The organism is Nocardioides sp. NBC_00368 (assembly GCF_036090055.1).
Lineage (GTDB): Bacteria > Actinomycetota > Actinomycetes > Propionibacteriales > Nocardioidaceae > Nocardioides.
This window is the reverse complement of the sequence record NZ_CP107970.1, coordinates 4,510,756-4,535,436: the sequence shown is the minus strand read 5'-3', so window position 1 is coordinate 4,535,436 and position 24,681 is coordinate 4,510,756. Positions and strand designations below refer to the sequence as shown.

Annotated in this window: 27 protein-coding genes and 3 tRNA genes; 11 read left to right on the top strand and 19 right to left on the bottom strand. The window is 70.1% G+C overall.

Annotated elements, in window-relative coordinates; translation table 11 throughout:
- Window positions 1-18: 18 nt before the first annotated feature.
- Genes OG984_RS21655 through OG984_RS21645 form a run of 3 tightly spaced genes read right to left on the bottom strand, consistent with a single transcriptional unit; the run spans window position 19 to window position 1,132 of the window.
- Window positions 19-582, bottom strand: a complete 564-nt coding sequence (locus OG984_RS21655) for an NADPH-dependent F420 reductase (RefSeq protein ID WP_328528245.1) — start codon at window positions 580-582, stop codon at window positions 19-21.
- Window positions 570-812 (bottom strand): (4Fe-4S)-binding protein, encoded by a 243-nt coding sequence (locus OG984_RS21650; protein ID WP_328528244.1) that lies wholly within the window; start codon window positions 810-812, stop codon window positions 570-572. The genes OG984_RS21655 and OG984_RS21650 overlap by 13 nt, the downstream gene beginning before the upstream one ends.
- Before the next feature lie 2 nt (window positions 813-814).
- Entirely contained in the window at window positions 815-1,132 is a 318-nt protein-coding gene (locus tag OG984_RS21645; protein ID WP_328528243.1) for a GNAT family N-acetyltransferase, read from the bottom strand.
- A gap of 143 nt (window positions 1,133-1,275) precedes the next feature.
- Here OG984_RS21645 and OG984_RS21640 point away from each other — a divergent pair, with 143 nt between their 5' ends.
- Both OG984_RS21640 and OG984_RS21635 read left to right on the top strand, forming a co-directional pair.
- A complete protein-coding gene (locus tag OG984_RS21640; protein ID WP_328528242.1) occupies window positions 1,276-2,463 on the top strand; it encodes a CE1758 family FMN-dependent luciferase-like monooxygenase in 1,188 nt (395 codons plus the stop codon).
- Window positions 2,463-3,149 carry a CE1759 family FMN reductase gene (locus tag OG984_RS21635; protein ID WP_328528241.1) on the top strand — a complete coding sequence of 229 codons (687 nt, stop codon included), beginning with the start codon at window positions 2,463-2,465 and terminating at the stop codon, window positions 3,147-3,149. The genes OG984_RS21640 and OG984_RS21635 overlap by 1 nt, the downstream gene beginning before the upstream one ends.
- Window positions 3,150-3,168: 19 nt before the next feature.
- On the opposite strand, the gene OG984_RS21630 is transcribed toward OG984_RS21635, so the two are convergent.
- A complete protein-coding gene (locus OG984_RS21630; RefSeq protein WP_328528240.1) occupies window positions 3,169-3,672 on the bottom strand; it encodes a MarR family winged helix-turn-helix transcriptional regulator in 504 nt (167 codons plus the stop codon).
- A 118-nt stretch (window positions 3,673-3,790) separates the two neighbouring features.
- Here OG984_RS21630 and OG984_RS21625 point away from each other — a divergent pair, with 118 nt between their 5' ends.
- On the top strand, window positions 3,791-4,609 hold the full coding sequence (locus OG984_RS21625; protein WP_328528239.1) for an APH(3'') family aminoglycoside O-phosphotransferase: 819 nt from the start codon (window positions 3,791-3,793) through the stop codon (window positions 4,607-4,609).
- Window positions 4,610-4,713: 104 nt separating this feature from the next.
- Here the strand turns inward: OG984_RS21625 and OG984_RS21620 are convergent.
- Window positions 4,714-4,786: transfer RNA gene (locus tag OG984_RS21620), tRNA-Arg, on the bottom strand.
- Window positions 4,787-4,893: 107 nt separating this feature from the next.
- Here OG984_RS21620 and OG984_RS21615 point away from each other — a divergent pair.
- Window positions 4,894-5,964: a LuxR family transcriptional regulator gene (locus OG984_RS21615; RefSeq protein WP_328528238.1), complete on the top strand. Its 1,071-nt coding sequence runs from the start codon at window positions 4,894-4,896 to the stop codon at window positions 5,962-5,964.
- A 382-nt stretch (window positions 5,965-6,346) separates the two neighbouring features.
- Here the strand turns inward: OG984_RS21615 and OG984_RS21610 are convergent.
- Window positions 6,347-6,440: transfer RNA gene (locus tag OG984_RS21610), tRNA-Ser, on the bottom strand.
- A 43-nt stretch (window positions 6,441-6,483) separates the two neighbouring features.
- Window positions 6,484-6,978 carry a hypothetical protein gene (locus OG984_RS21605; protein ID WP_328532381.1) on the bottom strand — a complete coding sequence of 165 codons (495 nt, stop codon included), beginning with the start codon at window positions 6,976-6,978 and terminating at the stop codon, window positions 6,484-6,486.
- A gap of 90 nt (window positions 6,979-7,068) precedes the next feature.
- On the opposite strand from OG984_RS21605, the gene OG984_RS21600 reads away from it, so the two are divergent.
- Complete coding sequence (locus OG984_RS21600; protein ID WP_328528237.1) at window positions 7,069-7,374, top strand: hypothetical protein; 306 nt, start codon at window positions 7,069-7,071, stop codon at window positions 7,372-7,374.
- Window positions 7,375-7,377: 3 nt separating this feature from the next.
- Here OG984_RS21600 and OG984_RS21595 read toward each other — a convergent pair.
- The 4 genes from OG984_RS21595 to OG984_RS21580 form a co-directional block, all read right to left on the bottom strand.
- A tRNA-Ser gene (locus OG984_RS21595) sits at window positions 7,378-7,465 on the bottom strand.
- A gap of 42 nt (window positions 7,466-7,507) precedes the next feature.
- Window positions 7,508-7,738, bottom strand: coding sequence for a biotin/lipoyl-binding carrier protein (locus OG984_RS21590; RefSeq protein WP_328528236.1), 231 nt, complete (start codon window positions 7,736-7,738; stop codon window positions 7,508-7,510).
- A gap of 50 nt (window positions 7,739-7,788) precedes the next feature.
- Window positions 7,789-9,558: a hypothetical protein gene (locus OG984_RS21585; RefSeq protein WP_328528235.1), complete on the bottom strand. Its 1,770-nt coding sequence runs from the start codon at window positions 9,556-9,558 to the stop codon at window positions 7,789-7,791.
- Between the two features lie 85 nt (window positions 9,559-9,643).
- The gene (locus tag OG984_RS21580) at window positions 9,644-10,420 is read right to left on the bottom strand and encodes a carbon-nitrogen hydrolase family protein (RefSeq protein ID WP_328528234.1); all 777 of its coding nucleotides are present in this window, start codon (window positions 10,418-10,420) and stop codon (window positions 9,644-9,646) included.
- Window positions 10,421-10,527: 107 nt separating this feature from the next.
- Between OG984_RS21580 and mobA the strand changes: the two genes are divergently transcribed.
- From mobA to OG984_RS21565, 3 genes are all read left to right on the top strand, one after another.
- Window positions 10,528-11,097, top strand: a complete 570-nt coding sequence (gene mobA, locus OG984_RS21575; protein ID WP_328528233.1) for a molybdenum cofactor guanylyltransferase — start codon at window positions 10,528-10,530, stop codon at window positions 11,095-11,097.
- 151 nt (window positions 11,098-11,248) lie between these two features.
- Window positions 11,249-12,226 (top strand): NAD(P)H-quinone oxidoreductase, encoded by a 978-nt coding sequence (locus tag OG984_RS21570; RefSeq protein ID WP_328528232.1) that lies wholly within the window; start codon window positions 11,249-11,251, stop codon window positions 12,224-12,226.
- Between the two features lie 14 nt (window positions 12,227-12,240).
- Window positions 12,241-12,831 carry a bacterial proteasome activator family protein gene (locus OG984_RS21565; RefSeq protein WP_328528231.1) on the top strand — a complete coding sequence of 197 codons (591 nt, stop codon included), beginning with the start codon at window positions 12,241-12,243 and terminating at the stop codon, window positions 12,829-12,831.
- 43 nt (window positions 12,832-12,874) lie between these two features.
- Here OG984_RS21565 and OG984_RS21560 read toward each other — a convergent pair whose 3' ends face one another.
- From OG984_RS21560 to OG984_RS21550, 3 genes are all read right to left on the bottom strand, one after another.
- Entirely contained in the window at window positions 12,875-15,610 is a 2,736-nt protein-coding gene (locus OG984_RS21560; RefSeq protein ID WP_328528230.1) for an ATP-binding protein, read from the bottom strand.
- A gap of 95 nt (window positions 15,611-15,705) precedes the next feature.
- The gene (locus OG984_RS21555; RefSeq protein ID WP_328528229.1) at window positions 15,706-16,350 is read right to left on the bottom strand and encodes a VOC family protein; all 645 of its coding nucleotides are present in this window, start codon (window positions 16,348-16,350) and stop codon (window positions 15,706-15,708) included.
- A gap of 125 nt (window positions 16,351-16,475) precedes the next feature.
- A complete protein-coding gene (locus OG984_RS21550; protein ID WP_328528228.1) occupies window positions 16,476-17,843 on the bottom strand; it encodes a dihydrolipoyl dehydrogenase family protein in 1,368 nt (455 codons plus the stop codon).
- 162 nt (window positions 17,844-18,005) lie between these two features.
- Between OG984_RS21550 and OG984_RS21545 the strand changes: the two genes are divergently transcribed.
- Window positions 18,006-18,827: an alpha/beta fold hydrolase gene (locus OG984_RS21545; RefSeq protein ID WP_328528227.1), complete on the top strand. Its 822-nt coding sequence runs from the start codon at window positions 18,006-18,008 to the stop codon at window positions 18,825-18,827.
- Window positions 18,828-18,851: 24 nt separating this feature from the next.
- Here the strand turns inward: OG984_RS21545 and chrA are convergent, their stop codons facing one another.
- Window positions 18,852-19,988 carry a chromate efflux transporter gene (gene chrA / locus OG984_RS21540; RefSeq protein WP_328528226.1) on the bottom strand — a complete coding sequence of 379 codons (1,137 nt, stop codon included), beginning with the start codon at window positions 19,986-19,988 and terminating at the stop codon, window positions 18,852-18,854.
- A gap of 165 nt (window positions 19,989-20,153) precedes the next feature.
- Here chrA and OG984_RS21535 point away from each other — a divergent pair, with 165 nt between their 5' ends.
- Entirely contained in the window at window positions 20,154-20,369 is a 216-nt protein-coding gene (locus OG984_RS21535; RefSeq protein WP_328528225.1) for a hypothetical protein, read from the top strand.
- 261 nt (window positions 20,370-20,630) lie between these two features.
- Here the strand turns inward: OG984_RS21535 and OG984_RS21530 are convergent, their stop codons facing one another.
- The 3 genes from OG984_RS21530 to OG984_RS21520 are packed head-to-tail and all read right to left on the bottom strand — an operon-like array spanning window position 20,631 to window position 22,181.
- Window positions 20,631-21,209: an NUDIX hydrolase gene (locus OG984_RS21530; protein WP_328528224.1), complete on the bottom strand. Its 579-nt coding sequence runs from the start codon at window positions 21,207-21,209 to the stop codon at window positions 20,631-20,633.
- Window positions 21,210-21,219: 10 nt separating this feature from the next.
- Window positions 21,220-21,549, bottom strand: a complete 330-nt coding sequence (locus OG984_RS21525) for a YnfA family protein (protein ID WP_328528223.1) — start codon at window positions 21,547-21,549, stop codon at window positions 21,220-21,222.
- The gene (locus OG984_RS21520) at window positions 21,546-22,181 is read right to left on the bottom strand and encodes a histidine phosphatase family protein (protein ID WP_328528222.1); all 636 of its coding nucleotides are present in this window, start codon (window positions 22,179-22,181) and stop codon (window positions 21,546-21,548) included. The genes OG984_RS21525 and OG984_RS21520 overlap by 4 nt, the downstream gene beginning before the upstream one ends.
- 127 nt (window positions 22,182-22,308) lie before the next feature.
- Between OG984_RS21520 and OG984_RS21515 the strand changes: the two genes are divergently transcribed.
- Window positions 22,309-23,262, top strand: a complete 954-nt coding sequence (locus OG984_RS21515) for a helix-turn-helix transcriptional regulator (RefSeq protein ID WP_328528221.1) — start codon at window positions 22,309-22,311, stop codon at window positions 23,260-23,262.
- Window positions 23,263-23,272: 10 nt separating this feature from the next.
- On the opposite strand, the gene OG984_RS21510 is transcribed toward OG984_RS21515, so the two are convergent.
- Complete coding sequence (locus tag OG984_RS21510; protein ID WP_328528220.1) at window positions 23,273-24,643, bottom strand: cytochrome P450; 1,371 nt, start codon at window positions 24,641-24,643, stop codon at window positions 23,273-23,275.
- Between the last annotated feature and the right edge of the window lie 38 nt (window positions 24,644-24,681).

Here is a 24,681-nt window from a genome sequence, read left to right as displayed (position 1 = left end):
CGGTCCCGGAGCTGTCGGTCAGAGCTCTTCCGGCGGCGCCATGCGGTAGACGAACTCGCCGAGGCCGGACTGCGAGATCGCGAAGATCGCGCCGGCGAGTCCCTCCTGGGTGGCGGCCATGCTCAGGTCGCCCAGGCGGACCGCTTCGTATCCGGCATCGCGGCTCAGCTGGCTGACGACGCTACCGGCCTCGTCGTCGCCGGACCACAGGTTGCTCGGCCGCACGCGTGCACCGGCGACCCGGCCGAACAACGACGCGAAGTTGGTGCTGAACGCCTTGGCCGTGGCCCCGCCGGTGACCGACCTGACGTACTCGGCGTTGGAGGAGAACCCGGCCGGAGGACGAGCACCGCCGTAGAGGTTGGTGGCGTCGAGCACGATCTTGCCCTCGAGCCCGCTGACCGACGACAGCGCTGCCTCTACCGCGGCTCCCGGGACGGCGAGCAGAACCGCTTCGGAGTCACTGGCGTCGCCACCGGCTCGCCCCAGCCTGCTCACGTCGTGGCCGGCGCGCTCCCACAGATCTGCCAGTCCACCGCCGATGTTGCCGCGGCCGACCACGGTGATCTTCATGCCGACCACGACCCGTCAGGGTGGTCGACAACGCGAAGGGCGCCGGAGGGGCAGCGCCCGATCACGTCTCGCAGGATCTGAGCGGTTCCCTCCGAATCGGCGCGGGTCGGGTCGATCCACGGCCGCGCGGCAGTATCGAAGACGGTGGGCATCCCACGTACGCACTCAGCCGCGTGCTGACACACATCCCCGTCGAAGGAGACATCGACCACTGGCCCGGTGTAGGTCTTGCGCGCCATGGTCAGTCCTTCGCCGTCGACGCGGGCACACGCTTCACGAGTGGGACGTACTCGCGGTGGTTGCCGATCCAGCCCTTGATGAACGGGCACAGCGGCATCACCTTGCGCTCGCTGCCGTCGCGGACGTCGTCGAGCGCGAACCTCGCGATCGCGGAGCCGACACCCTTTCCCTCGAAGGCGGGATCGACCTCGGTATGGGTGAACACGATCAGGTCGGTGGCGAGGATGTACTCCGCGAATCCCACCACGGATCCGCCCACACGTGCCTCATAGCGCAGGCGCTCAGGCGCATGTGCGACCTCGAGGTCGATGTCTGTCATCTCTTGTCCTTGTTCGGGGTCTCGGATCGGCGTGGGTCGGCCGCGCCGACCTGTCAGCAGGCCCCACGCTACTATCTATTTGTTTGCACGCACAAGTAGATTGCCTGCAGTCGAGTTGCTCCCTTCCACCGTTAGGACCACGCATGCAGTTCGGGATCTTCAGCGTCGGGGACGTCACACGGGACCCGACCACCGGCTACACCCAGAGCGAGGCGGAGCGCATCCGCAACCTCGTCCGCATCGCGCAGCGAGCTGACGAGGTGGGCCTGGACGTCTTCGCCATCGGCGAGCATCACAACCCGCCGTTCATCCCCTCCTCGCCCACCACCCTGCTCGGTCACATCGCGGCCCTCACGGAGCGGATCATCCTCAGCACATCGGTGACGCTGATGACGACCAACGACCCCGTCAAGGTCGCCGAGGACTACGCGATGCTCCAGCACCTCGCAGGAGGCCGCCTCGACGTGATGCTCGGGCGGGGCAACACCGTCCCGGTCTATCCCTGGTTCGGGAAGGACATCCGTCAGGGCGTTGCCCTGGCGCTGGAGAACTACAACCTTCTGCACCGGCTGTGGCGAGAGGACGTCGTGGACTGGGAGGGTAAGTTCAGGACCGCGCTGCAGGGGTTCACCGCGACGCCGCGACCTCTCGACGATGTCCCGCCGTTCGTCTGGCACGGCTCGATCCGGACTCCGGAGATCGCCGAGCAGGCGGCGTACTACGGCAACGGCTTCTTCGCCAACCACATCCTCGCTCCCAATCTCGCCTTCAAGCCACTCGTCGACCTCTACCGCCAGCGCTTCGAGCACTACGGGCACGGCACCGCGGCGCAGGCGATCGTCGGCCTCGGCGGCCAGGCCTTCATCGCCCGGCGGTCGCAGGACGCGGTCGAGAGGTTCCGCCCGTACTTCGAGGCCTTCCCCATCTTCCGCGGAGCGAGCCTGGAGGACTGGATGACGGGTACGCCACTGACGGTCGGCAGCCCCCAGGAGGTCATCGACAAGACCCTGACGTTCCAGCAGGGCTTCGGTGACTATCAGCGCCAGCTCTTCGCGGTCGACAGCCTCGGCCTCCCCGTCGAGGTCGCACTGGAGCAGGTCGAGATCCTCGGCACCGAGGTGGTCCCGGTTCTCCGCAAGGAAATGGCCTCGCGCCGCGCGCCCGGCGTCCCCGAGGCACCGACCCATGCCTCGTTGGTCGCCGCCAAGTACGGCGACGGTGAACCCCGTCAGCCCCGGCCGAACCCGAACCGTGGCGACAACCTGTCCGGGACCTCCCCGTACCACGACAGCGACCCGAACATCGCGGCGCAGTTCCCGGCGGCACTGTGATGAGCGAGGTGACCATCGCCGTCCTCACCGCCGGCGTCAGCGATCCGTCCTCGACCCGGCTTCTCGCCGACCGAGCGGCCCAGCGCACCGCCGACGCCCTGAGCGCGTACGACCTGCGGGCGACGTTCCGTTCGATCGATCTGTCGACGATCGCGGTCGACGTCGCGCAGGCGCTGGTCTCAGGCATGCCGAGCCGACCGGTCACCGCCGCCGTCGAGACCCTCGCCGACACCGACGCGATCATCGCGAGCACCCCGGTCTACAAGGCGGGGATCAGTGGGCTGTTCAAGTCCTTCGTGGACCTTCTCGACAACGATCTGCTCATCGCCAAGCCTGTGATCCTGGCTGCCACCGGAGGCAGTGACCGGCACGCCACGGTCGTCGACGAGCAGCTCCGACCGCTGTTCGCGTTCCTCCGCGCGATCCCAATGCCGACATCCCTGTACGCCGCCCCCGACGACTGGAGCTCACCGGACCTGGGCGACCGGATCGCCCGAGCCGCCGGCGAACTGGCCATCTTCGTACGCAACGAGACCGGCCCCCAGATCGCCGAGCAGAACTGGGGCCGCCATCGACACGAGTTCGGCGGCAACGCCGGGGGCGCACCGCAATCGATCAGCGACGTCGACTTCTCCACCGACCTGATGCGCCTGGCGGCCGGCGGAGACAGGACACAGGAGACGTGACGACGCTCGTTCGGGAGAGTCAGCGGGGCGATCGGCGGCGAACCGGCGGGCCGATCTCGGCCTGAGCGATCCTCGCGAGCGCATCAGCGAACGCGGCCAGATCGACGTCCTGGAGATGATCCATCACATGGCGGCGCACACTCTCGAGATGCACCGGCCAGGCCTTCTTCAGACACGCCAACCCGGCCGGGGTCAAGCACGCCAGCTGGCCGCGACCGTCCGCCGTCGACCGGACTCGCTCGACCAGGCCACTGCGCTCCAACCGCTCCACGACCCGGGTCAGCCCACTGACCGAGATCGATACGTAGTTGGCGAGCTCACTCATACGCAACGAACGCTCGGGGGCCTCGGACAGGTTCATCAGCACGGTGTACTCCGTGAGGTTCAGGCCCTCCGACTGCATGAGATCGGCGTCGAGCACCCGTGGAATCACCACGACCGCCCGCCCCAGCGCACGCCAGGCAGTCTCCTCCTCGGGCGACAGTGGGGCCACGTCCCCTGCTGCTGCGCGCCGATCGTCCATACCGACGAGGCTAGCGTGTAGTTGCTTGACGTAATAACGATCCCCGACGGCGACGGAGGGTGCAGACAGCTGCGTCAGCTGTTGGACCCCGCGTACGCCGCACAGAGATCATGGATCCATGTCGGTCGACATCTCCTCGATTCCAGCCGGACTGCTGCCCGCCGACGGCGCGACCTGGGAGCCGGTCACGACCGGCGAGTCCGGCGCCGTCGTGCTTCACGATCGTGACCGTGGTCGCTACGCGAAGCTCGTCCCCACCGCAGCCAGGGACGACCTCACCGCCGAGCGAGACCGGATCGCCTGGCTCGTCGAGACAGGTATCCCGACCACGTCCGTGCTCGATTGGCGAACCACCGACGACGGCGCCTGCCTGATCACCGGTGCCGTACCCGGCGTTCCGGCCGGCCAGCTCGATGCCGCCGCACTCCGGCACGCCTGGCCGGCGATCGCAGCCACCGTGCGTGACCTGCACGCCCTACCTGCGGCGGACTGCCCCTTCGGTGGAGGGCTCGCGTCGATGATGCCCCTGGCGCGAACGACCGTGGCCGAGCACCGGGTCCAGACCGAGTTCCTGCCCGTCACGATGCAGCAGACTCCGCCGGCACAGATCCTCGGCCGGCTCGAGGACGAGCTGCCGCAACGCCGGCGTCAGGAGGAGAGTGAGCGAGTCGTCTGCCACGGCGACCTCTGCCTGCCGAACATCCTCATCGACCCCGACACGATGCGCGTCGCAGGCCTGATCGACCTCGGCCGCCTCGGCGTCGCCGACCCGTACGCCGACATCGCCCTGCTGCTGGCCAACGCCCGCGAGACGTGGCCCGACGAGCTCACCGCCCGGCAGGCTGATCACGAGTTCGCCGCACTGTACGGCGCCGACCTCGACGAGGAGCGACAGCACTTCTACCTGCTCCTCGACCCGCTGACCTGGCCGGTCTGAGACTCGGCGGCTGAGTGTCTGGCCGGAGCGCCGCATCTCTGCGGAAATGCCGAACCGCCTCCCAATCAGCATCTCGGCTGATTCAGAGGCGGTTTCGTGTCCTGCGCGCCTGTAGGGATTCGAACCCCAAACCTTCTGATCCGTAGTCAGATGCTCTATCCGTTGAGCTACAGGCGCAGCGTTACCGAAGCAACGTGTAGAAGATTAGCGGAAGATGGTCCGTGACCAGAAATCGCCACGTGTGAGAGGATCTGGCGCTAGCCACAGCATCGGGGAGGTGGAGCATGAGCAAGCGTCAACCCACGCCGTCCGGCGAGGAGAAGAACGTGACCGACGAGGGACGCACGCCCAAGACGCGTGCACTGCTCGAGGCAAAGGGCATCGAGCTCTTCGAACTCATCGCGAATCAGGGCGGGATCCCGGTGTCAGACCCACGGGTCAGCGAGAACGGGGAGTACGCGGGCGCTTTGGCAGCTCTCGAGGAGCTCGGACTCGTCCGCCACCCCGACGAGGCACCGGACACCTGGTTGACCGTCGACCCCGCGACCGTGCAGGCGCAGGTCGTCACCCCCATGACCCAGGAGGGGATCAGGCTCCTCCAGGAGTCGGCCGAGTGGGCCAACGACTTCACCGCCCTGCACAGCGCTTGGCGCCGCTCGACGCCGGCGGATCAACGTGGCGGCGGGATCACCAACCTCCACCGGCCACAGATCCAGCCATACATCGATTCTCTGGTCGCGGAATGCGAGTTCGAGGCGCTCACCGCACAGCCACAGGCAACGCGTGATCCCAGCGTGCTCGCGGAGACCGCCCGAAAAGATGCCGCGCTCCTCAGGCGCGGCGTGAAGATGCGGACGCTCTACCAGCATGCAGCCCGCCGTCACTCCGCGACCCGGGACTACGTCGTCGCGGTCTCACAAGCGGGAGGCGAAGTCCGAACGCTGGACGAGTTCTTCAACAAGATCCTCATCTTCGACCGGCGGGTGGCGATCATCCCGGGACCCGACGGGATCGACACGGCCATAGCAGTGCGGGAGCCCGCCATCGTGGCCTATCTGGTCGACGTCTACGAGCGATCGTGGGAACGAGCCCGCCCCTTCTCCGCGGCGGACACCTCGACGATGAAGGAGGTGGCCGGCGAGCAGCGGTCCATGACCCTGCGGATGTTGATCGAAGGGCATTCCGACCCCGCTGCATCGAAACGTCTTGGCGTGAGTCCACGAACGTACGCCGGCTACGTCTCCGACCTCAAGGACGAGTTCGGCGCGGACACGCGATTCCAACTGGGCTATGAGATCGGCCGCAGCGATGCCGAGACCGACAGGCTGGGCAGCACGCCTCCACCGCGCGACTGATGCCGGTGAACATGTGAACACTGATCACCGGCATCGGTTGCCGCACATCACCAGCTGGTGTCGGCCTTCCCAGCGATCCAGCTGGTGTCAGCCTTGGTGATCCAACTGGTGTCGGCCTGAGCCGGGGCCGTAGCGAACAAACTAACGACGACCGTCGCAGCCGAGGCCAGCGCAAGAGCCGCCGCAGAGCGTACGAACTTCATAGTTTTCCCTTCGTGGTCTCGAGGCCGCCGTGTCGCCGAGAGGCCTACGCATCGAATTATGGTGCCAGCCGCAGATCAAGAACAACCTTCGTTCCGCTGTACGAACCTCTGCAACGCACAAAACTGCAGGTCAGAACGGGTTTGACCCCCAACGTATTGGGGGTCAAACTCAGTGAAACTGGCGGAGGCGGAGGGATTTGAACCCTCGATGGGGTTTAAGCCCCAAACTCGATTAGCAGTCGAGCGCCATAGACCGGACTAGGCGACGCCTCCATACTGCGCGAACAGGCTACAAGACCAGCGCGTCTGGGACCAATCAGGGTGCTTCAGTGGTCCCGGATGCCTGGTCGAGGGGTTTGATCGTGGCCTTCAGATGGGCCTGCAGGTCGCGCACGAACTGCTCTCGGTCGATGCTGAGGATGGAGACCGGGATCGTGGTCGCGCCGCCCTTCTTGAGGCGGAGCTCCAGGCACGGCGTGCCGGCGGGCATGGTGGTCACGGCCTCCTGGATGTCGGCCCAACGGGCCTCGCGCACGCCGGCGCCCCGCACGAACGCGACCTTGTAGCCCTGGGCGCTGGCGCGCAGGACGTACGCCTTGTTGCGAAGCCACCAGCCGAAGACGGCCACCGCGACGACGCCGACGACCAGTGGGACGAAGATCCACGCGAAGTCGATCCGGGCCGCGATCACGACGGCCGTGCCGGCGAAGACCAGGAGCGCCAGGCCCACGACCGCGGCGCCGAGGAGGCGGGCCTGCAGGGTGGGAGCGAGACGGTAGTAGGTGAGCTCTGCGGACGACACGCTCTCCATTGTGACCGACACGGGCGGCCGGAGCCGCATCGGCTTGCTCCTTTACGTGACCTAGGTCACAATCTGCTCATGACAGGTGTGCTTCCCAATATGTCGGATGCTCTTCGGGCCCTGGATACCGCTATCGCTGCTCCCCGTCCCGGGGCCAACATCGGCCTCTGGCGCTGGTCGGTGCGCCAGCGTCTGGGCGGCGTACGTGAGGCGCTGCTGATCCTCGACAACGGTCAGGAGTGGCATGCCCTCAACGACGTCGGCGCGCTGCGTGACCGCGGCACGCTGCTGAGCCGGCTCGCGGTCCTCGCCGACGATGTGCTCGACCGTACGGATCTCGAGGATCTCCTCCTCGAGCTGCGCCGGTTGATGATCGACGTGGATCGGCACCTGCAAGAGGTCTGACTCTGGCAGAGGGAGCGGGATTCGAACCCGCGGTAGGTCTCCCTACGACCGCTTTCAAGGCGGTTCCGATCGGCCACTCCGGCATCCCTCCATGTGCCCGAAGGCACGTCGCCGAGTGTAGTGCGCCTGAGGCTCAGGCGCTCAACTCGACGAGAACGTCACCCTCCTGGACGACATCCCCGGCGGCCACCTTGACCGCCACCACGGTGCCCGGCGCCTCGGCGAGGACCGGGATCTCCATCTTCATGGACTCCAGGAGCACGACGGTGTCCCCGACGGCGACCTTGTCTCCGGGCTGCACGCCGACGCTCATGACGTTGGCGACCATCTCGGCAGCGATCGTGGTGGGGGTTCTGCGGCTCATAACCCAGAACGTACGGGTTACCCGACGGTATCCCTAGTCAGACCAAGGCGTCAGAGCAGCGCGTGGGTGCGGCCCGGCTCGGGGCGTACGGCGCTGGCCTCATCGGCCTCACGCGCCGCCCTGCGGCCACTGCCGGCGGCCGTGGAGCCGGTGAGCGCCAGGTCGATGCGGATGATCACGAACGCGATCACCAGGCCGACGAGGATGCTGTAGACGACCGAGAGGGCGGCCTCGGCGAGACCGACGTCGGGATTGAGGAACGTGCTGGCGACCGGCGCGGTGAGCGCGACACCGAAGAGGCAGACCCACCAGCCCTGGCGGCGCCGGGAGCGCATGTGGGTGCCCCAGACCAGCGCCGGGACGCCGAAGAACGCCTGGATCGGGTGCGGGTAGCCACCGATGTGGATGCGGCACCAGCGCTGCATCTCGTCGACCGAGTCCAGCAGCCCGGTGCTTCCGTAGCGGCGCAGCATCTCGGCGTAGATCAGCGTGAGCGCGAGCATCAGACCGCCGATGCCGACCACGATCGCGCCCCGTCGGCCGAGTCCGTGCAGGCCGGCGCCGAGGCGGTAGACCGCGAAGAAGGCGATCGCGAGCGAACAGGCGAGCGTGGCGTACTCGAAGCGGGAGACCATCACGACCGGTTCGAAACCGAGCGCGGCGAAGCTTCCGAGCGCGGCGATGCCGACTGCGATGAACGCCTCCCGGATCGATTTCGGGAAGCGACGTGCGGGGACGGTGCCCATCACCGCGAGGACCGCAGCCACCGACGCGACCAGGACCGCCGCACCCGTACGCAGCGCCTCGTTGTCCACGAGCACCACGACGAGACCGGCAACTGCTGCCAAAGAGCCGAAGATCAGCGGCCGGCCACCGGTGCGGTGGGCCAGCGCGAAGGTGAAGGCGGTGCCGACGACGACGGCACCGAGGCCGCCGAAGATCCGCGGACCCAGGTCGAAGGCGCTGACCGCGAGGCCGAGCAGGCCGACGGCGAGCGCGACCAGCCAGATCGCCCGGACCGTGCCGGCGGTCAGGCTCTCGATGATCCCGAGGCCCGCGCGGGCTGCGCCTGCGCCGGGCACCCGCGGCTGGGCGAGGAACGAGGTCACCTTGGCGACCGAGGTGGGACGGCCGGAGGACTCCGACTCGTAGGGCGACGCCGGCTCGTAGACCGGTTCACGGACCGGCTCGAGGTGGCCGGACTGGTAGGGGTCGGACTGGTAAGGGTCGGGCTGGTAGGCCGGCTGCTGGATGTGGGACGGCGTCTGCGGCGGCGTCTGCACCAGGCCGGGCATGACCGTGTAGGTGCCCGTCGTGGAGTAGGCAGGCGCCTGCCTGGCGCTAGGGGGCGGCGCGGTCGGACCACTCAGCGCGGGCTCCGGCGTGGGCGCGGGCCGGACCGGCGCGTCCGAATAGCCACCGGTGAATCCGTCGGCGCCGTAGCCACCGCTGACGGGAGCCGGGGGCTCCGGTGACGTCAGGCGGGCGCGCTTGCCCGTGTAGCCGGTCGGCTCATCGGGCTGCTGGGTCTCGGCGCGCCCGGCGATGCGGCGGCCACCCCCCGGGGTGGGCGGCGGCTCCTGCGGCGGCTGGCGGTCGTCGTACCACGTCTCGTCGGCCCAACCGGTCTGGTTCCAGTCCTGGCCGATGTCGTGGCCGGTTTCCTGATAACCGGCCGACCAGTCGTCCTCCGCCCACTGGTCGTACGCCAGCGCCTCGCTCGAGGTCGGCTCCACGTATGCGGGTGTGGGCTCGCTGCGACCGGCTGCACGACGGCCACGCTTGCTCTTGTCAGCGCGACGGCGGGGGGCTCGGTCCATAACAGGCGAGGATACCGGGGAAGGGGTGAACCTAACGAGTCATCGATATCCGTTTACCGCCGTGACGAGGAGTTGTTGACCAGCGTCACATTCTGCGGTTGACCAGGGAGGGGTTGGTGCGCCGCGCCTCCTCGAGCACGGCCCGTTCGATCGTCGCCGAGACGACCTCGTCGCCGTCCCCGGCCTCGGCCAGGACGTCCCCGAGCGGGTCGATGATCATGGAGTGACCGCAGTAGCGAGGCGTCGGCTGGGCGGCCGCCGCGATGAAGACGGTGTTCTCGATCGCCCGCGCACGCACGAGGGTGCGCCAGTGGTCGACCTTGCGCGGCCCGGCCACCCACGCCGCCGGGAGCACGATCAGCTCGGCACCTCGATCCACCAGGCTCCGCGCGAGCTCGGGGAAGCGCAGGTCGTAGCAGGTCATCAGCCCCGTGGGCACGCCGTCGATGTCGACCACCATCGGCTCGATCGCACCCGCGACCAGAGCGTCGGACTCCTGGTAGCCGAAGGAGTCGTAGAGATGGATCTTCCGGTACGCCGCCTTCGCCCCGCCCCGCACGAGCAGCGTGTTGAACGGCCGGCCGGCCGGATCACCGCTGGTCTCGAGCATCCCGGCCACGACCGTGGCCCCGCGCTCCTCGGCCACCCGCCCCAGCTCGGTGCCGAACGGCCCGTCCTGGTTCTCGGCGAAGGGGCTCAGGTCGGACCCGGGCTTGCCGAAGTCGCGCGCGAAGACCTCCGGGAAGACGACCAGGTCGCTGTCGCTCGGGGTCAGCTCGGCCAGGAGGGACCGGTTGGCGTCGGGCTCGAGGCCGGAGGCATGCTGCACGAGGCTGATCCGGAGGCTGTTCCACGTGGTCACCTCTCCAGACTAGAGTCCCCGGGTGTGAGCGAGCGCCAGCGAGTGAGCCGTCGGAAATACACGCGACCGCGTCCGTATCCTGGCGCTCGCGCTACGGAGGTGGTCGCATGACTGCCTGGGACGAATGGGAGCCGTACGCCGCCGTGCTGCTCGCCGGAGGACGCAGCTCCCGCCTCGACGGGATCGACAAGTCAGGGATCGAGCTCGGCGGCCGCACGATGCTGGCCTGGGCGCTGGACGCCGTCGTCGACGCGATGGAGGTCGTCGTGGTCGGCGACCCGGTGCACACCGAGCGCCCGGTGACCTTCGTCCGCGAGGATCCCCGCTTCGGCGGCCCGGTCGCCGCCCTGCTGACCGGCGTGGACGCGCTGCTGACCCCGAGGGCGTACGTCGGCGTGGTCGCCGTCGACATGCCCTTCCTGCGCCCGCGGACGCTGTCGCGGCTCCGCGAGGCGGCCTTCGGTCGCGACGGCGCCGTGCTCGTCGGGCCCGACCAGCGCCGGCAGCTCGCCCTGGTGCTCTCCACCGCTCGGCTCGACGAGGTCCGCCCCGACCACGAGGGCCAGCACGGGATGCCGCTGCGCAAGCTGCTGGCCGACCTCGATCTCGTCGAGGTTCCCTCGGAGGGCGACGAGCACCGCGACATCGACACCTGGACGGACCTGAAGTCGCTCTGAGGAAATCGCCGCGGCGGCCCGCGCGCGAGCTGTAACACGCTGTTACACCGACTATCCGGTCGTTCAGAACGACCGGATAGACCTACGAACGACGTGTTACACGCCGCCAGCCCGCCGCTCACCCCCACGCCAGACCCCTAGTGTTGGAGGCATGCGAGCCGTCGTCGTAGCCGAGCAGCCCGGAGGGCCCGAGGTCCTCACCGTCACCGACCGTCCCGACCCGGAACCGGCAGCCGGCGAGGTCGTGATCGACGTCGCGGCCGCGGGGCTCAACCGGGCCGACCTGCTGCAGCGCCAGGGCTTCTACCCGCCGCCGAAGGGCGCCAGCGACATCATCGGGATGGAGTGCAGCGGCGTCGTCTCCGCGGTCGGCGAGGGCGTCGACGAGTGGCAGGTGGGTGACGAGGTGTGCGCGCTCCTGGCCGGGGGCGGCTACGCCACGAAGGTCGCCGTCCCGGCCGGGCAGGTGATGCCGGTGCCCGAGGGCGTCGACCTGGTCACCGCCGCGGCGCTCCCCGAGGTCACCGCGACCGTGTGGTCCAACGTGTTCATGGTCGGCGGCCTGACCCCCGACGAGACGTTCCTGGTCCACGGCGGTGCCGGTGGGATCGGCACGATGGCGATCCAGCTCGCCAACCAGATCGGAGCCCGGGTGATCACCACGGTCGGCTCGACCGAGAAGGCCGAGCTGGCCAAGTCCCTCGGCGCCGAGGTGGTCGTCAACTACAAGGACCAGGACTTCGTCGAGGTCGCCAAGGTCTACGGCGGCGCCGACGTCATCCTCGACAACATGGGCGCGAAGTACCTCGCCCGCAACATCGACGCCCTCAACCCCGAGGGCCGGCTGGTCATCATCGGGATGCAGGGCGGCACCAAGGCGGAGCTCGACATCAACGCCCTCCTGCGCAAGCGGGCCGCGGTCATCGCCACCAACCTCCGCGGACGCCCGGTCGAGCAGAAGGCGAAAATCTGCGCCGAGGTCGTCGAGCGCATCTGGCCGATGGTCGAGGCCGGTGAGGTGAAGGCGGTCGTGCAGGACGTACTTCCGCTGGCGGAGGCCGCCGAGGCGCACCGGCTCATGGAGTCGGGCACGCACACCGGCAAGATCCTGCTGACCACCGTGGGCTAGGTAGGGTTGAGCGCATGACGCAGGAGCAGACCGGGGAAGTCGTGGTCATCGGACCCGACGGGCAGCCGATCGCGGTGCCCGCCGACGTACTCAAGGACGCCACCGCGCCCGAGGCCGACGGGGACGAAGAGCGCGACGTGACCGACCTCGTGGAGCAGCCCGCGAAGGTGATGCGGATCGGGTCGATGATCCGCCAACTGCTCGAGGAGGTCAAGGCCGCCCCGCTCGACGAGGCCTCCCGCAACCGGCTCCGCGAGATCCACCAGGCCTCGATAAAGGAGCTCGAGTCCGGGCTCGCGCCCGAGCTGGTCGAGGAGCTGGAGCGGCTCTCGCTGCCCTTCGCCGAGCAGCAGACCCCGTCCGAGGGCGAGCTGCGGATCGCGCAGGCCCAGCTGGTCGGCTGGCTCGAGGGGCTCTTCCACGGCATCCAGACCGCCATCTACGCCCAGCAGGTCGCAGCCCGTGCGCAGTTCGAGCAGATCCGCAAGGGCCTGCCGCCGGGTGTGAGCCTCTCCCCCGAGGGCCAGCCCGCCCCCGGCCAGGGTGGGCCCCAGCAGCAGGGTCAGCACGACCACGGCGACTCCTCCGGCGGGCTCTACCTCTAGGCCCGGACGAACATCACTGCGGCGTGAACGCGCAGGTGACGACCTAGTGGTCCGGGAGAGCGTCACGCAGCTCGCGACGTGACGTGATCCCGAGCTTGCCGAAGACCTTGCGCAGGTGCCACTCGACCGTGCGGGGACTGATGTAGAGCTCGCTGCCGATCTGCTGGTTGGTGCGGCCGTCGCGTGCCATGTGGGCGATCTGGCTCTCCTGCGCGGTGAGGTCGTTGAGGGTGTCCGCGGTCCGTCTGCGCACCTTCTCACCGGTGGCGAGCAGTTCATGTCGGGTACGTTCGGCGAAGCCGTCGGCTCCCATCGCCACGAAGTCCTCGAAGGCGGCCTTGAGGTGGACGCGTGCATCGCCGCGCCGCCGTTCGCGGCGCAGCCATTCGCCGAACAGCAGCCGCGTGCGGGCCAGCTCGAAGCGCAGACGGGTGCGCTCGAGGCGCTCGACCGCCTCGGCGTAGGACCGCTCCGCCACGTCGCCCGCCGCGACCAGGGCCCGGGAGCGCGCGAGCAGCCCGGCCGCCCAGTCCGAGTCGGGAACCTCGGCGTAGGCCTCCAGCCGCTCCAGCGCTGTCGTCGCAGTGTCCATCGAGCCGCTGCGTACGGCCGCCTCGACCAGGTCGGGCAGGGCCTGGGCCGTGAAGGGCCCGAGGTTGCCGGCGCCGGCACGCACCGCCGCCTCGTACGCGCTCTCATAGTGGCCGAGGCCGAGGTGGAGCAGCGCCGTGGCCCGCTCGGTGATCTGCAGACCGAGGCCCTCGCCACGTGCAGTCGCCTCCGCGGCGGCTGATGCGATCACCGGCGCCGCCTGGGTGACGTTGCCCTGGTAGGCCAGCAGGAACAGCTCGCCGTACGACGCCCGCTGGGTCCCGGTGACCTCTTTGACCCGTTGCTCCTCGCGGCCGAGGTCGCGAGCGTGGTCGACGTCGCCACGCCACAGCGCCACGACGCGGTGGGCGTTGAGTGCGTTGGCCAGCGGCGCGAGCGCACCGGCCGCGCGGGCCAGCTCCACGTGTCGGCTGGTCGCGGTGTCCCAGGCCTCGAAGTCCCATAGCGACAGGGCCGCGTTGGCGACCAGTACGCCACGGCGCAGAAAGACGTCGGCGGGAACGTCTCCCCCGAGGTAGGACGTCACCGCCTCGCGGAGCACGGGTGCCGCCGCTGCCGTCCCGTCCGCGACCAGAGTGGCCAGGCCGGGGCCGAGCGCATCTCGCGGGGTGGTCGTGCTCGGGGACGGTGCGGCGCAGGCAGCCCGCGAGACCACGGCCAGGTCACCGTCCGGGTCGGCCAGGGCACCGGCGACCAGGGCTGCTCCCCATGCGTCCAGGTAGGTCTCGCGTGCCAGGCGCGGGTCGAGGGATTCGAGTCGTCGGGCGACCCTGGCAAGCGCCGCGGGAGCGTCGCTGCCGGACGTGGCCGCCCGGCCGGTGAGCGCGCGCACGAGGTCGGCACGGGCACGCTGGAGGTCGTCGACGGCGTCGGCCTCCGCCTCGGCACAGAGCGCGAGCGCGGCTTCGTACCTGCCTGCGTCGAGGTTGGCCTGTGCCGCGGCGAGGGTCCGCTCGGCTCGTTGCCGAGGGTCGGCGGTGAGGGATGCGGCGCGCTGCAGGAAGGACGCTGCTGCCGCCACTCCCCCGCGGTCACGGGCGCGGCCGGCGGCCTCGTGGAGGGCGTCGGCGATCCCGTCGTCCGTCCCGGTGGTCGCCGCCGCGAGGTGCCAGATCCTGCGTTCCGGCTCGGTCTCGGCATCGAGGGCCGCGGCCAGAGCGGCGTTGACCTCACGCCGTTGCTCGGGCGTCCCCGCGGCATAGGCCGCGCTGCGCATCAGTGGGTGGCCGAAGCGGGCCTGCCCTCCGACCTCGAAGAGCTGCTCCTCATCGGCCGGCTCCGAGTCGGCGGGGGTGAGTCCCATCGACTGCGCTGCCCGCCACAGCACGGTGGCGTCGCCCGTGGGTTCGGCCGCGGCGAGGAGGAGGAGCCGGCGGGTCGGGTCGGGGAGGGCGCGGATACGGCGGACGTAGTGGTCGTGCAGGTTGCCGGGATGTATCGCGGGGAACGCGAACCCGCCCATCAGCTCGGAGGCACCTCGCTGCGCCAGCTCCAGCAGCGCCAACGGGTTGCCGCGGGTCTCGGCGACGATCCGGTCTCGGACCCGACCGTCGAGATGGCCGGGCAGCGCGGACGCCAGCAGATCGACCGCCTCGTCGTGACCGAGCCCCGAGAGGTGGAGAGCGGGGATGCCGGCGAGCAGCTGCTCCGCCGCAGGCTCGCGGACGGCGAACACCAGCAGCACCGACTCGGCGGCCAGCCGCCTGGCCACGAAGCCGAGGACCTGGATCGACGGCTCGTCGATCCACTGAGCGTCATCCACCACGCAGAGGACGGGCTGGCCGGTCGCCGCCTCCGACAGCAGCCCGAGGACCGCCAGTCCGACGACGAACTTGTCCGGAGCAGGTCCCACGACGTGCCCGAACGCCACCTGCAGGGCCTGCTCCTGGGGATCAGGGAGCTGAGGAAGCAGGTCGAACATCGGGGCGCAGAGCTGGTGCAGGGCGGCGAACGGCAGCTCCAGCTCGGACTCCGTCCCGGTCACCACCGCGACCCGGCACCCGCTCGCGCGGTCGGAGAGGTAGTCCAGCAGGGTCGTCTTGCCGATGCCGGCCTCACCTCGCAGCACAAGAGCACCGCCCTCGCCGTTGCGAAGGCGGTGCAGCGCGTCGTCGAGCCGGTCCCGCTCCTCGGTACGACCGCGAATGGCGGTGATCCGTGCGGCCATTTCGCCACCCTAAGGCTTGAGGACCACCGCCGTCGCGGGTATCGCACCGCTCCTGTTGACGACGGGGCTCGGCTGGTTGAGGCCGTCCTCGCGGGTCACTCGGGCAGCGGCTCGCCGCGGAACTCGGCGACCATGTAGGCCGCGTACCACTCGGGCCAGGCCTCGTCGTACTCACCGCCGTTGCGGGCCTCGTGCTCGCCGTGGGCGACCGCCGCCCGCTTGAGGGCCTCCGTCAGGTCGCTCGCCGTGGCGTACGACGTCGCGGTGGCGTCGATCCGCCCGGGAAGTCGGGTGGTGACCTCCTGGAGCAGGAAGGTGTTGCCGTCCGGGTCCGCGAAGGACGCGAACGATCCGTAGCTCGCGCGGTCGTCGGCCGCGCCGGCCAGGCGTCCGTCACCGGAGAGCGGCCGGAACTGGGCGCCGGGGACGTCGGGGTGGAAGACGTCGCTGATGTCGGCGCCCTGGGCCTCGAGGGCGTCGCGCGCCTGCTGGACGTCGGAGACCACCAGGTAGAGACCCTCGGCCGTACCCGGCTCCGCGGTGGTGATGTTGGTGCCGAACTGGATCGACGCGGGCGAGCCCGGGGGCGTGAACTGCACGACCCGGAAGCCGTTGTCGAACTCGAAGTCGGCGTCGAGGCGCCAGCCCAGACCGTCGTAGAACTTCTTCGACCGGTCCACGTCGGCGACCGGGATGACGACCGCCTCGAGCTTCAGCGCCGTGGCTGCAGTGGTGTTCATTGCTTCGCACTCCTTCTTCTGGTCGGCGGGATTGCCGACATCTCCGAGAGTGCTCTCTCGCCGCGGCGGTCGAACCAGGGGTGATCCCTGGTCGACCCCCCGGTGTGGTCAGAACGCCTACTGGGTCAGTCGAGCAGGGCGCGAAGCACGGTCTGCAGCCCGCGGTGGGCCGTCGGGTAGGCGAAGTGCATGTCCGCCAGGGTCGCGATCGGGATCTCGGCGTGGACCGCGGTGGCCACCATGCCGAGGATCTCGCCCCCTGCCGCCCCGACGACGGTGCCGCCGACGAGGACGCCTCGGTCGGCGTCGGCGACGAGCTTGATCGGTCCCGGGTCCTCGGCGATCCAGCCACGGGTGCCGAGGTCACCGGTCGCCGTACGCACCGTGATGCCCCGCTCGCGCGCGTCGGCCTCGGTGAGGCCGACCGAGCCGACCTCGGGGGCGGTGAAGGTGACCCGGCCGACGGCCCGGTAGTCCGCCCACGGACCGTCGACGCCGGTGAGGTCGCGGATCACGACGTCGGCCTGGTACATCGACACGTGGGTGAAGGCGCCCTTGCCGGTGATGTCGCCGACGGCCCAGACACCGTCGGCGACCCGCATCCGCTCGTCCGGGTCGAGGACCCTGGTCTGCGGGTCGAGGCCGACGTGCTCCAGGCCCAGATCACCCAGGTTCGCACGGCGTCCGGCGGCGACCAGCAGCCGCTCCGCGGTGACAGCACTCTCGCCGAGGTCGAGCGTGAACTCGGCGCCGTCATGGGAGACCTGCTGGGCACGGGCTCCGGTGAGCACGGTGATCCCGGCGTCCTCGAACGCCTGCTGGATCGCGGCCGAGGCCTCGGGCTCCTCGGGCGGTAGAAGCCGGTCGGATGCCTCGACGACCGTCACCCGGACACCGAAGGTGGCGAACACCTGGGCGAGCTCGCAGCCGATCGCCCCACCGCCCAGGATCGCGAGCGATGCCGGGAGCTCGGTCAGCCGCACGGCATCGCGGTTGGTCCAGAAGGGCGTCTCGGCGAGCCCCGGAACCGGCGGCGCGGCCGGCGAGGTGCCGGTGTTGAGCACGACGCCCCGCGCCGCGACGTACGACGTCTCCGTGCCGTCTTTGGCGGTGACCGTGACCGTGCGCGGCCCGGTGATCCGCCCTCGCCCCCGGGCGAAGGTGCCGCCCGCGGCGACCAGCCGGTCGACGGCGACCTGGTCGTCCCAGTCGTCGGTCGCCTCGTCGCGGATCCGGTCGGCGACCGGCTTCCAGTCCGCGGTGACGATGGCGGAGCCGGCACGCCCGTCGACCAGACGCGCGTCGCGGAGCTTCTGCGCGGCATGCACCATCATCTTGGTCGGGATGCAGCCGAAGTAGGGGCACTCGCCACCGACCAGCCGCTCGTCCACACCGACGACGCGCAGACCCGCCCGGGCCAGGCTCCCGGCGACGTGCTCGCCGCCCGGTCCGAGGCCGATCACCACGACGTCGCACTCGATCGCTTCGCTCATGAACGAACTCCATCAGACCGGCCGCCCGTTGTCATCCACTTCATCGATGAGAGTCCGACCCCCGGGTCGGCATCCCGGGGTGTCGACCCGGGGTTGACCCTGGTGCGAGGTCCGTGGGGCGGCCGCAGCCTGGTGGAGAACCAACCAGAAAGGAACGCCACCATGTCCACCTCACCCATCAACCCGCGCCACCTCACCGTCGACGGTGTCCGGATCCGCTACGCGGAGAGCGAACCGAACGGCGAGCACGGTCTGCTGCTCAGCCCCTGGCCCGAGAGCATGTACGCCTTCGAGCCGATCTGGTCACGGCTGGCGCGCGAGCACCACCTCGTCGCCGTCGACCTTCCCGGCTTCGGCGGGTCCGAGTCGCGTCCGGACCTGTTCGCGCCGAGCGCGATGGGCGACTTCCTCGTCAAGGTGCTCGACACGCTGGGCCTCGACCGTGTGCACGTCGTCGGCCCTGACATCGGCACCAGCGCGGCTCTGTTCGCGGCGGCCGCTGCCCCCGAGCGGTTCCAGAGCATCCTCATCGGCAGCGGCGGGTCGTCGGTCCCGCTCGAGCTGGGCGAGCCACTCACGACGTGGGTCGCCGCGACCGACCTGACGCCCTACCAGGACGGGAGGTCGATCATCGAGTTCGTCCTCGAGAACATCTTCCCCGCCTCGCCGCTGCCGAAGCATGTACGCGAGGACTACCTCGCCTCCTACGACGGCACCCGGTTCGCGGAGTCGATGGCCTACGTACGGTCCTACCCGACCGAGCTGGTCACGCTGCGCGACCGGCTGCCCGACATCCAGACCCCGGTCCGGCTGATCACCGGTCGTGACGACACCGCGATCCCGCCGTCCAACGCCGAGTTCCTCGCCGACCGGCTGCCGAACGCCAAGCTGGACATCGTCGACGCGGGCCACTTCGTGTGGGAGCAGAACCCGGCGGCGTACGTCACCCACGTCCTCGACTGGTGGGCCGAACACCGCAGGTGAGGCCTGCATCCCCGGACAACCGGTTCAGGGCAGCGGCCCGCCGGCGAGAGCGACGACGACGCCGACCCCTGCCGCGAGCAGGAGCGTGAGAACGACCCCGCGCTTGAACAGCAGCAGGAGTACGCCGGCGGCGGCGAGCACGACCCACTGCCACCACTCGCTCGTCGCCATCGCCAGCGGGACCGCGGATCCGAGGATCGCGCCGATCGCGGCCGGCCCCGCGCCGTCGAGGAACGCGCGCGCGAGCGGCGAGGAGCGCAGCGCTTCGAAGTGCCGCCCGCCGGCGATGATCATCAGGAACGACGGCCCGAACGCGATCACGGCCGCGCCCAGCGCCCCGAGGAGCCCCGCGGCCGCGAACCCGACGACCGCGACCGTGTGGACGACCGGCCCCGGCGTGATCTGCCCGAGCGCGACCGCGTTGAGGAACTCCGCGTCGCTCATCCAGCCGTAGCGATCGACCGCGTCCGACTGCATCAGCGGGATGATCACGAACCCCCCGCCGTACGACAGCGCACCGACCTTGAAGGCCGTCCACGCCAGCGGCGCTGCGACCGCGGCGGTGAGTGCTCCCTGGGCCAGGATCGGCACCGTGAGGACCGACTGGAAGGAGTTCGTACGCCACGGCCGCCGCATCGCGACCTCGACCAGCCCGGCGCCGACGAGCACGAGGACCACCCACGCTCCGGTAATCGCGGCGGCGACGGTGCCGACGACGGCGTAGAGGATCCAACGCGGACGCGACGGCGTCCGCTCGTAGGAGGACGGCACCAGAGCCCACCCGGCCTGGACCGCGACCGCGGCGACCGCCGCGCCTGCCCCGGCACCGGCGCCCAGGACCCAGGAGGGCGGGTCACCGAGGAACAGCGCCGCCAGGGCAAGGATCAGCACCAGGCCGGGCAGGATGAACGCGAGACCGCCGACCAGCGCACCGAGCGCGCCACGGACCCGCCAGGCGGTGAAGATCGCCAGCTGTGTCGAGGAGGGACCCGGCAGCAGGTTGCAGGTCGCGATCGCGTCCTCGAACTCCTCCGGCGCCACCCAGCCGCGGCGCTCGACGACGGTCTGCCGCAGCAGCCGGATGTGGGCGGGTGGACCGCCGAACCCGATGATGCCGATCCGGCCCCACTCCCGGGTGATCTCCGCCAAGGACGTCGCCATGACGCGCAGCGTACGGGCTCGGCCCCCTGTTTCTCAGGTGTGGATATGCCGTAACTCCAATGTGGACAAAAGTCGCGTCATGACCCTGCGATGACCCCGTTTCTCTCACGTGAAGGCCGCCGGACAACGGATGGCCAGCGCCGCCCGCCGAGAAGAGGAATCACCATGGCCACCACCACGATCACCGCACGTCACCGCAGTGACCTGACCGCCGTCGAGTCGATCCGCAACAACATCCTCGACGCCGTTCGCACCCTCCGCAAGGAGGACCAGGATGAGCACAAGCACCGCGGCGGGATGCCACCGGCCGTCGGCACCACGATGTTCGGTCTCGCGGCCATGGCCGCCACCGGGATCGTCGCTCTCGGCGTCGTCCGCTGACCATGCGCCTTCATCTACGGTCCGTCGTCCACAGCCTGAGGTTGTGGGTGGATGCCCTGGGCCTGCTGAGGGGGAGGCCCAGGGCGCGGTCGGGGGGCCGCTCCACGGACTGAGTGTCGTCACGCGCGCCATCGGGGGATCGGCGCGCGGGACGACACGCACCAGAGATCTCGCCCTACCGAGGGATATGGACGGATCTCGCAAGACCGCAGCCGACCATCCGTGAGGGATGGTCGGCTGCGGTGCTTCTGCGACCGGTCGTCAGGCCGGGACCGTCGACTCCTCCACCCAGCCGCCGTCGGCCGGATCGGCGGGAGCGGAGGCGGCCGACTCACGGCGTACGTCGGCGTCCTTCCACAGGTCGAGGAGCACCGCCGGCCAGATCTCCTCGTCGGTCGTCGCGAGCTCCGCGCGCGTCCACCAGCGGTAGGCGGCCATGGTGAGCTGCTCCTCCTCGGTGTGGCCCGCGGTGGAGACCTCGAAGGCCGGCACCCAGCAGGCGAAGAAGAAGTCCTGCTGGTCGATGACCACGTCGCTGTAGCCGTGGACCACGGTCCGCCGCATCGTCGGCCCGATCAGGTCGGCCTCGGTGATCCGCAGACCGGTCTCCTCCTCGACCTCGCGCACCGCCGCGGCCACCTCGCTCTCCCCGTCGTCGATGCCGCCGCCGGGAGTGATCCACCACCGCAGCCCGGGGATCCCCGGGTCGGAGTCGGCGAAGAGCAGGATCCGGTCGCGGTCGTCGATCAGGAGTACGCGGGCCGTGCTGCGGCTGCGCCGCGGCCGCTCCTCCGGCGGGACGGGGACGAAGGTGCGGGGTGAGTCTTCCTCGGACGCCATGGCCCCATCCTCACCCACGTGGCGCGTACATGATCATGCCCATCCCGGCCAGGCACAGCGCGGCACCGGCGACGTCCCACCGGTCGGGCCGGTAGCCGTCCATCGCCATCCCCCAGGCGATCGAGCCGACGACGAAGACCCCGCCGTACGCTGCCAGGATCCGTCCGAAGTGGGCGTCGGGATGCAGCGTGGCGACGACGCCGTAGAGGCCGAGCGCGATGAACCCGGCGCCCACCCAGAGCCAGCCGCGGTGCTCTCGCAGTCCCTGCCAGACGAGCCAGGCGCCGCCGATCTCGGCGACCGCGGCCAGGGCGAAGAGCAGGAGCGAGCGGAGGATCAAAAACCGTCGCCGATCAGGTGGGCGCCACCCAGCGGATCGTTGTTCCAGGAGATCGTCGTCCAGCCCTCGTCGGGACCACCTTCGACGACCGCGAGCCCTGTGTTGCGGATCCGGTTGTCGTCGCCGAACGCGGGTGACTGCGTGGTGCGGAGCCCGGTCCACATCCGGATCGCCGCACCGTGCGAGACGATCGCGACCGTGTCGTCGGGCTCGTGCTGCTTGACCACGGCCTGGACGGCGGCGTCGAAGCGCGCCAGGAACTCATGGCCCGCCTCGCCGCCGGGGACGGGGGTCTCGAGCGTGCCGGCGATCCAGTCGGCGAGCGCCTCGAGATAGGCCGTCACCGACTCCTTGTCGGTGGCCATCTCCAGGTGACCCGCGTTGATCTCCTCGAACCCCTCCTGCACCACGACCGGCAACCCGAGCCGGTCGGCGAGCGGCTGAGCGGTCAGCTGCGTACGCACCAGCCGGGAGGCGTACAGTCCCGCGATCCTCTCCCCCACCAGCGCGTCCGGCACGGCTGCAGCCTGGGACAGTCCGAGCTCCGTCAATCCGGCGCCGGGGAAGGCAGTGTCGAGCGCCCCCGAGACGTTGCTCGGGGTCTGGCCGTGTCTGATCAGCAGAAGTCTCATATGCCGGTAAGGGTACGGGACCGCCCCCGCCGAGAAGTCGGTTACGGCGGACGATCAGTCGCTCACGTCGGCCGGGGAGTCACCGACTAGGCTGAATCCGGACGAACTACTTCCGGGAGCCGCCACGATGGGACACGACGAGAGCCCGACAGCACGGGCGCTGCTCACCCTCGAGCTGCTGCAGTCCTCCCCCGGCATCACCGCCGAGCGGCTGGGCGAGCGGCTGCGGGTCACCGAGCGCGCCGCCCGTCGCTACGTCGCGATCCTGCGGGAGGCCGGGATCCCGGTCGAGTCCGAGCGCGGTCCCTATGGCGGCTACCGGCTCGGCCGCGGGATGCGTACGCCGCTGATCTTCACCACCGCGGAGGCCCTCGGCCTAGTGATGGCCCTGCTCGACGGCCACCACGACATCGCCGACGCCACCGGCCCGGTCGGCAGCGCGGTCGGCAAGATCGGCCGGGTGCTGCCCGAGTCGCTGGCCCAGACGGTGGCCGCGGTGCGGCGTACGATCTCGGCCGTCCCGGACCAGAGCGCCGTCTCGCCCGACCCGGACATCACCACGAGCCTGGTCCAGGCCTGTGACTCCCGGCGGCGAACGACCATCGCCTACACGACCGAGAACGGCAACGAGCGCAAGATGGTCGTCGACCCGTGGGCGGTCGTGGTGCGCCACGCCCGCTGGTATCTGCTCTGCTGGTCGCACACCGCCGACGCCCGCCGCGTGCTCCGGGTCGACCGGATGGGCGCGGTCGACATCGAGGAGACCTCGTTCGTACGTCCCGAGATCGACCCCGTCACCGAGGTCGAGGAACACCTCGGGGAGGGCTGGGCCTACTCGGTCGAGGTCGTCTTCGAGGCCCCGTTCGCGCAGGTCGACCGGTATCTTCCGCGCGTCCTGGGCCGCCTCGAGCCCATCGACGACAGCCGCTGCCGTCTCGTCGGGAGCACCAACAGCCCGAGCTGGTACGCCCAGGAGCTCGCCCGACAGGCCGTCCCGTTCCACGTCGCCGAAGGAGACGAGGTACGCCGCTGCGTCGCCGACCTGGGTCAGCGGCTGCTCGAGGCCGCGAAGCCCCGCTGACCTCGCTGGGTCAGGCGAGACGCGCGGGCAGGTGGGAGTAGCCGCGAAGGATGCGGGTGGGGTGACGCTCGCGGCCGTCGAGGAGCTTCAGGTCCGGGAAGCGCTCGAAGAGGAGCCGGAGGCCGATCTCGCCCTCCATCCTGGCCAGGGCGGCACCGAGACAGAAGTGGCGGCCGCTCGAGAAGGAGATGTGGTCGCGGGCGTTCTCCCGGGTCACGTCGAACACGTGCGGATCGGTGAACACCGCCGGGTCGCGGTTGGCGGCCGCGAGGATGGTGTTGATGATGGTGCCGCGCGGGATCGGCTGTCCTGCGATCACCGAGTCCTGACGGGCGACCCGGCCGGTCAGCAGCACCGGCGGGTCGAGCCGGAGCACCTCGTCGGCGGCGTTCGCCCACAGCTCGGGGCGATCGCGCAGGATGTCGAGCTGATCGGGGTTGTCGTGGAGCAGCGCGATGCCGTTGCCGATCAGGTTCACGGTGGTCTCGAACCCGGCCGCGAAGACGAGGCCGGCGATCGCGCGCAGCTCGGGCTCGCTGAGCCGGTCGCCGTCCTCGCGTACCGCGACGAGCTGGCTCAGCAGGTCGTCGCCGGGATGGGCGGCGATGTGGTCGAGGTGTCCGCGCAGCCAGGTGTCGAACTCCTCCAGCGACGCCTCCATGCCGCGGAAGGTGCCCCAGTCGAGCCCGATGTCGAGGCTCAGCGCGGCGCCCTTGCCCATCTCGAGCATGCGCTCGCGGAGCTCGACCGGCACCCCGAGCACCTCCGAGATGACCGTGATCGGCAGCAGCCCGCAGTAGCGCGAGACGAGGTCGACCTCGGAGGCCCCCGACTTCTCCAGGTCGTCGAGAAGCTCGCGGGCGATCTCCTCGGTGCGCCCGCGCAGCCGCTCGACGGCCTTCACCGTGAACACGCGCGTGACGAGCTTGCGGTAGCGGGTGTGGGCCGGCGGCTCGGTCGCGAGCAGCGACGGCGGCTGGATCGGGTTGAACACGTCGCTGGCCGCCCAGGTGCCGGCCTTCGCCATCCATCCGCCGCCCGCGTCGGGCGCGAAGAACCCGGTCACGAAGTCGGGGCTGGTCAGCACCTCGCGGATGACCGCCTGGTCGGTCGCGACCTGGCTGAACGCGCCGCGATAGAGCGGCCCCTGCGCGCGCACCTCCTCGAAGAGATCGATCAGGTCGAAGGTGTGCGATCCCGGTCCGCTGAGGATCAGATCGCCCTGGAGGTCGCCCTTCTTCGCGGCTCGGGTGATGACCGTACGCGGCAACCCGTGCCCCAGCGCCCAGCGCACACCCTGCTTCGCGGTGCGCTCCACCTGGTGGAGCGCCCGGCCGGCGATCCCGGGCGTGCGGACCGGCGGCGTGATCTTGAGCGGCATGCGAAACCTCCGAGGCGCAGTAACAGGTTCTTGTGCAG

What these genes read in the sequence shown, in the direction of transcription:
- OG984_RS21650 (WP_328528244.1), bottom strand. Translation starts at nt 812, where the DNA reads ATGGCGCGCAAGACCTACACCGGGCCAGTGGTCGATGTCTCCTTCGAC.
- OG984_RS21645 (WP_328528243.1), bottom strand. Translation starts at nt 1,132, where the DNA reads ATGACAGACATCGACCTCGAGGTCGCACATGCGCCTGAGCGCCTGCGC.
- OG984_RS21640 (WP_328528242.1), top strand. Translation starts at nt 1,276, where the DNA reads ATGCAGTTCGGGATCTTCAGCGTCGGGGACGTCACACGGGACCCGACC.
- OG984_RS21635 (WP_328528241.1), top strand. Translation starts at nt 2,463, where the DNA reads ATGAGCGAGGTGACCATCGCCGTCCTCACCGCCGGCGTCAGCGATCCG.
- OG984_RS21630 (WP_328528240.1), bottom strand. Translation starts at nt 3,672, where the DNA reads ATGGACGATCGGCGCGCAGCAGCAGGGGACGTGGCCCCACTGTCGCCC.
- OG984_RS21625 (WP_328528239.1), top strand. Translation starts at nt 3,791, where the DNA reads ATGTCGGTCGACATCTCCTCGATTCCAGCCGGACTGCTGCCCGCCGAC.
- OG984_RS21615 (WP_328528238.1), top strand. Translation starts at nt 4,894, where the DNA reads ATGAGCAAGCGTCAACCCACGCCGTCCGGCGAGGAGAAGAACGTGACC.
- OG984_RS21605 (WP_328532381.1), bottom strand. Translation starts at nt 6,978, where the DNA reads ATGGAGAGCGTGTCGTCCGCAGAGCTCACCTACTACCGTCTCGCTCCC.
- OG984_RS21600 (WP_328528237.1), top strand. Translation starts at nt 7,069, where the DNA reads ATGTCGGATGCTCTTCGGGCCCTGGATACCGCTATCGCTGCTCCCCGT.
- OG984_RS21590 (WP_328528236.1), bottom strand. Translation starts at nt 7,738, where the DNA reads ATGAGCCGCAGAACCCCCACCACGATCGCTGCCGAGATGGTCGCCAAC.
- OG984_RS21585 (WP_328528235.1), bottom strand. Translation starts at nt 9,558, where the DNA reads ATGGACCGAGCCCCCCGCCGTCGCGCTGACAAGAGCAAGCGTGGCCGT.
- mobA (WP_328528233.1), top strand. Translation starts at nt 10,528, where the DNA reads ATGACTGCCTGGGACGAATGGGAGCCGTACGCCGCCGTGCTGCTCGCC.
- OG984_RS21570 (WP_328528232.1), top strand. Translation starts at nt 11,249, where the DNA reads ATGCGAGCCGTCGTCGTAGCCGAGCAGCCCGGAGGGCCCGAGGTCCTC.
- OG984_RS21565 (WP_328528231.1), top strand. Translation starts at nt 12,241, where the DNA reads ATGACGCAGGAGCAGACCGGGGAAGTCGTGGTCATCGGACCCGACGGG.
- OG984_RS21560 (WP_328528230.1), bottom strand. Translation starts at nt 15,610, where the DNA reads ATGGCCGCACGGATCACCGCCATTCGCGGTCGTACCGAGGAGCGGGAC.
- OG984_RS21555 (WP_328528229.1), bottom strand. Translation starts at nt 16,350, where the DNA reads ATGAACACCACTGCAGCCACGGCGCTGAAGCTCGAGGCGGTCGTCATC.
- OG984_RS21550 (WP_328528228.1), bottom strand. Translation starts at nt 17,843, where the DNA reads ATGAGCGAAGCGATCGAGTGCGACGTCGTGGTGATCGGCCTCGGACCG.
- OG984_RS21545 (WP_328528227.1), top strand. Translation starts at nt 18,006, where the DNA reads ATGTCCACCTCACCCATCAACCCGCGCCACCTCACCGTCGACGGTGTC.
- chrA (WP_328528226.1), bottom strand. Translation starts at nt 19,988, where the DNA reads ATGGCGACGTCCTTGGCGGAGATCACCCGGGAGTGGGGCCGGATCGGC.
- OG984_RS21535 (WP_328528225.1), top strand. Translation starts at nt 20,154, where the DNA reads ATGGCCACCACCACGATCACCGCACGTCACCGCAGTGACCTGACCGCC.
- OG984_RS21530 (WP_328528224.1), bottom strand. Translation starts at nt 21,209, where the DNA reads ATGGCGTCCGAGGAAGACTCACCCCGCACCTTCGTCCCCGTCCCGCCG.
- OG984_RS21520 (WP_328528222.1), bottom strand. Translation starts at nt 22,181, where the DNA reads ATGAGACTTCTGCTGATCAGACACGGCCAGACCCCGAGCAACGTCTCG.
- OG984_RS21515 (WP_328528221.1), top strand. Translation starts at nt 22,309, where the DNA reads ATGGGACACGACGAGAGCCCGACAGCACGGGCGCTGCTCACCCTCGAG.
- OG984_RS21510 (WP_328528220.1), bottom strand. Translation starts at nt 24,643, where the DNA reads ATGCCGCTCAAGATCACGCCGCCGGTCCGCACGCCCGGGATCGCCGGC.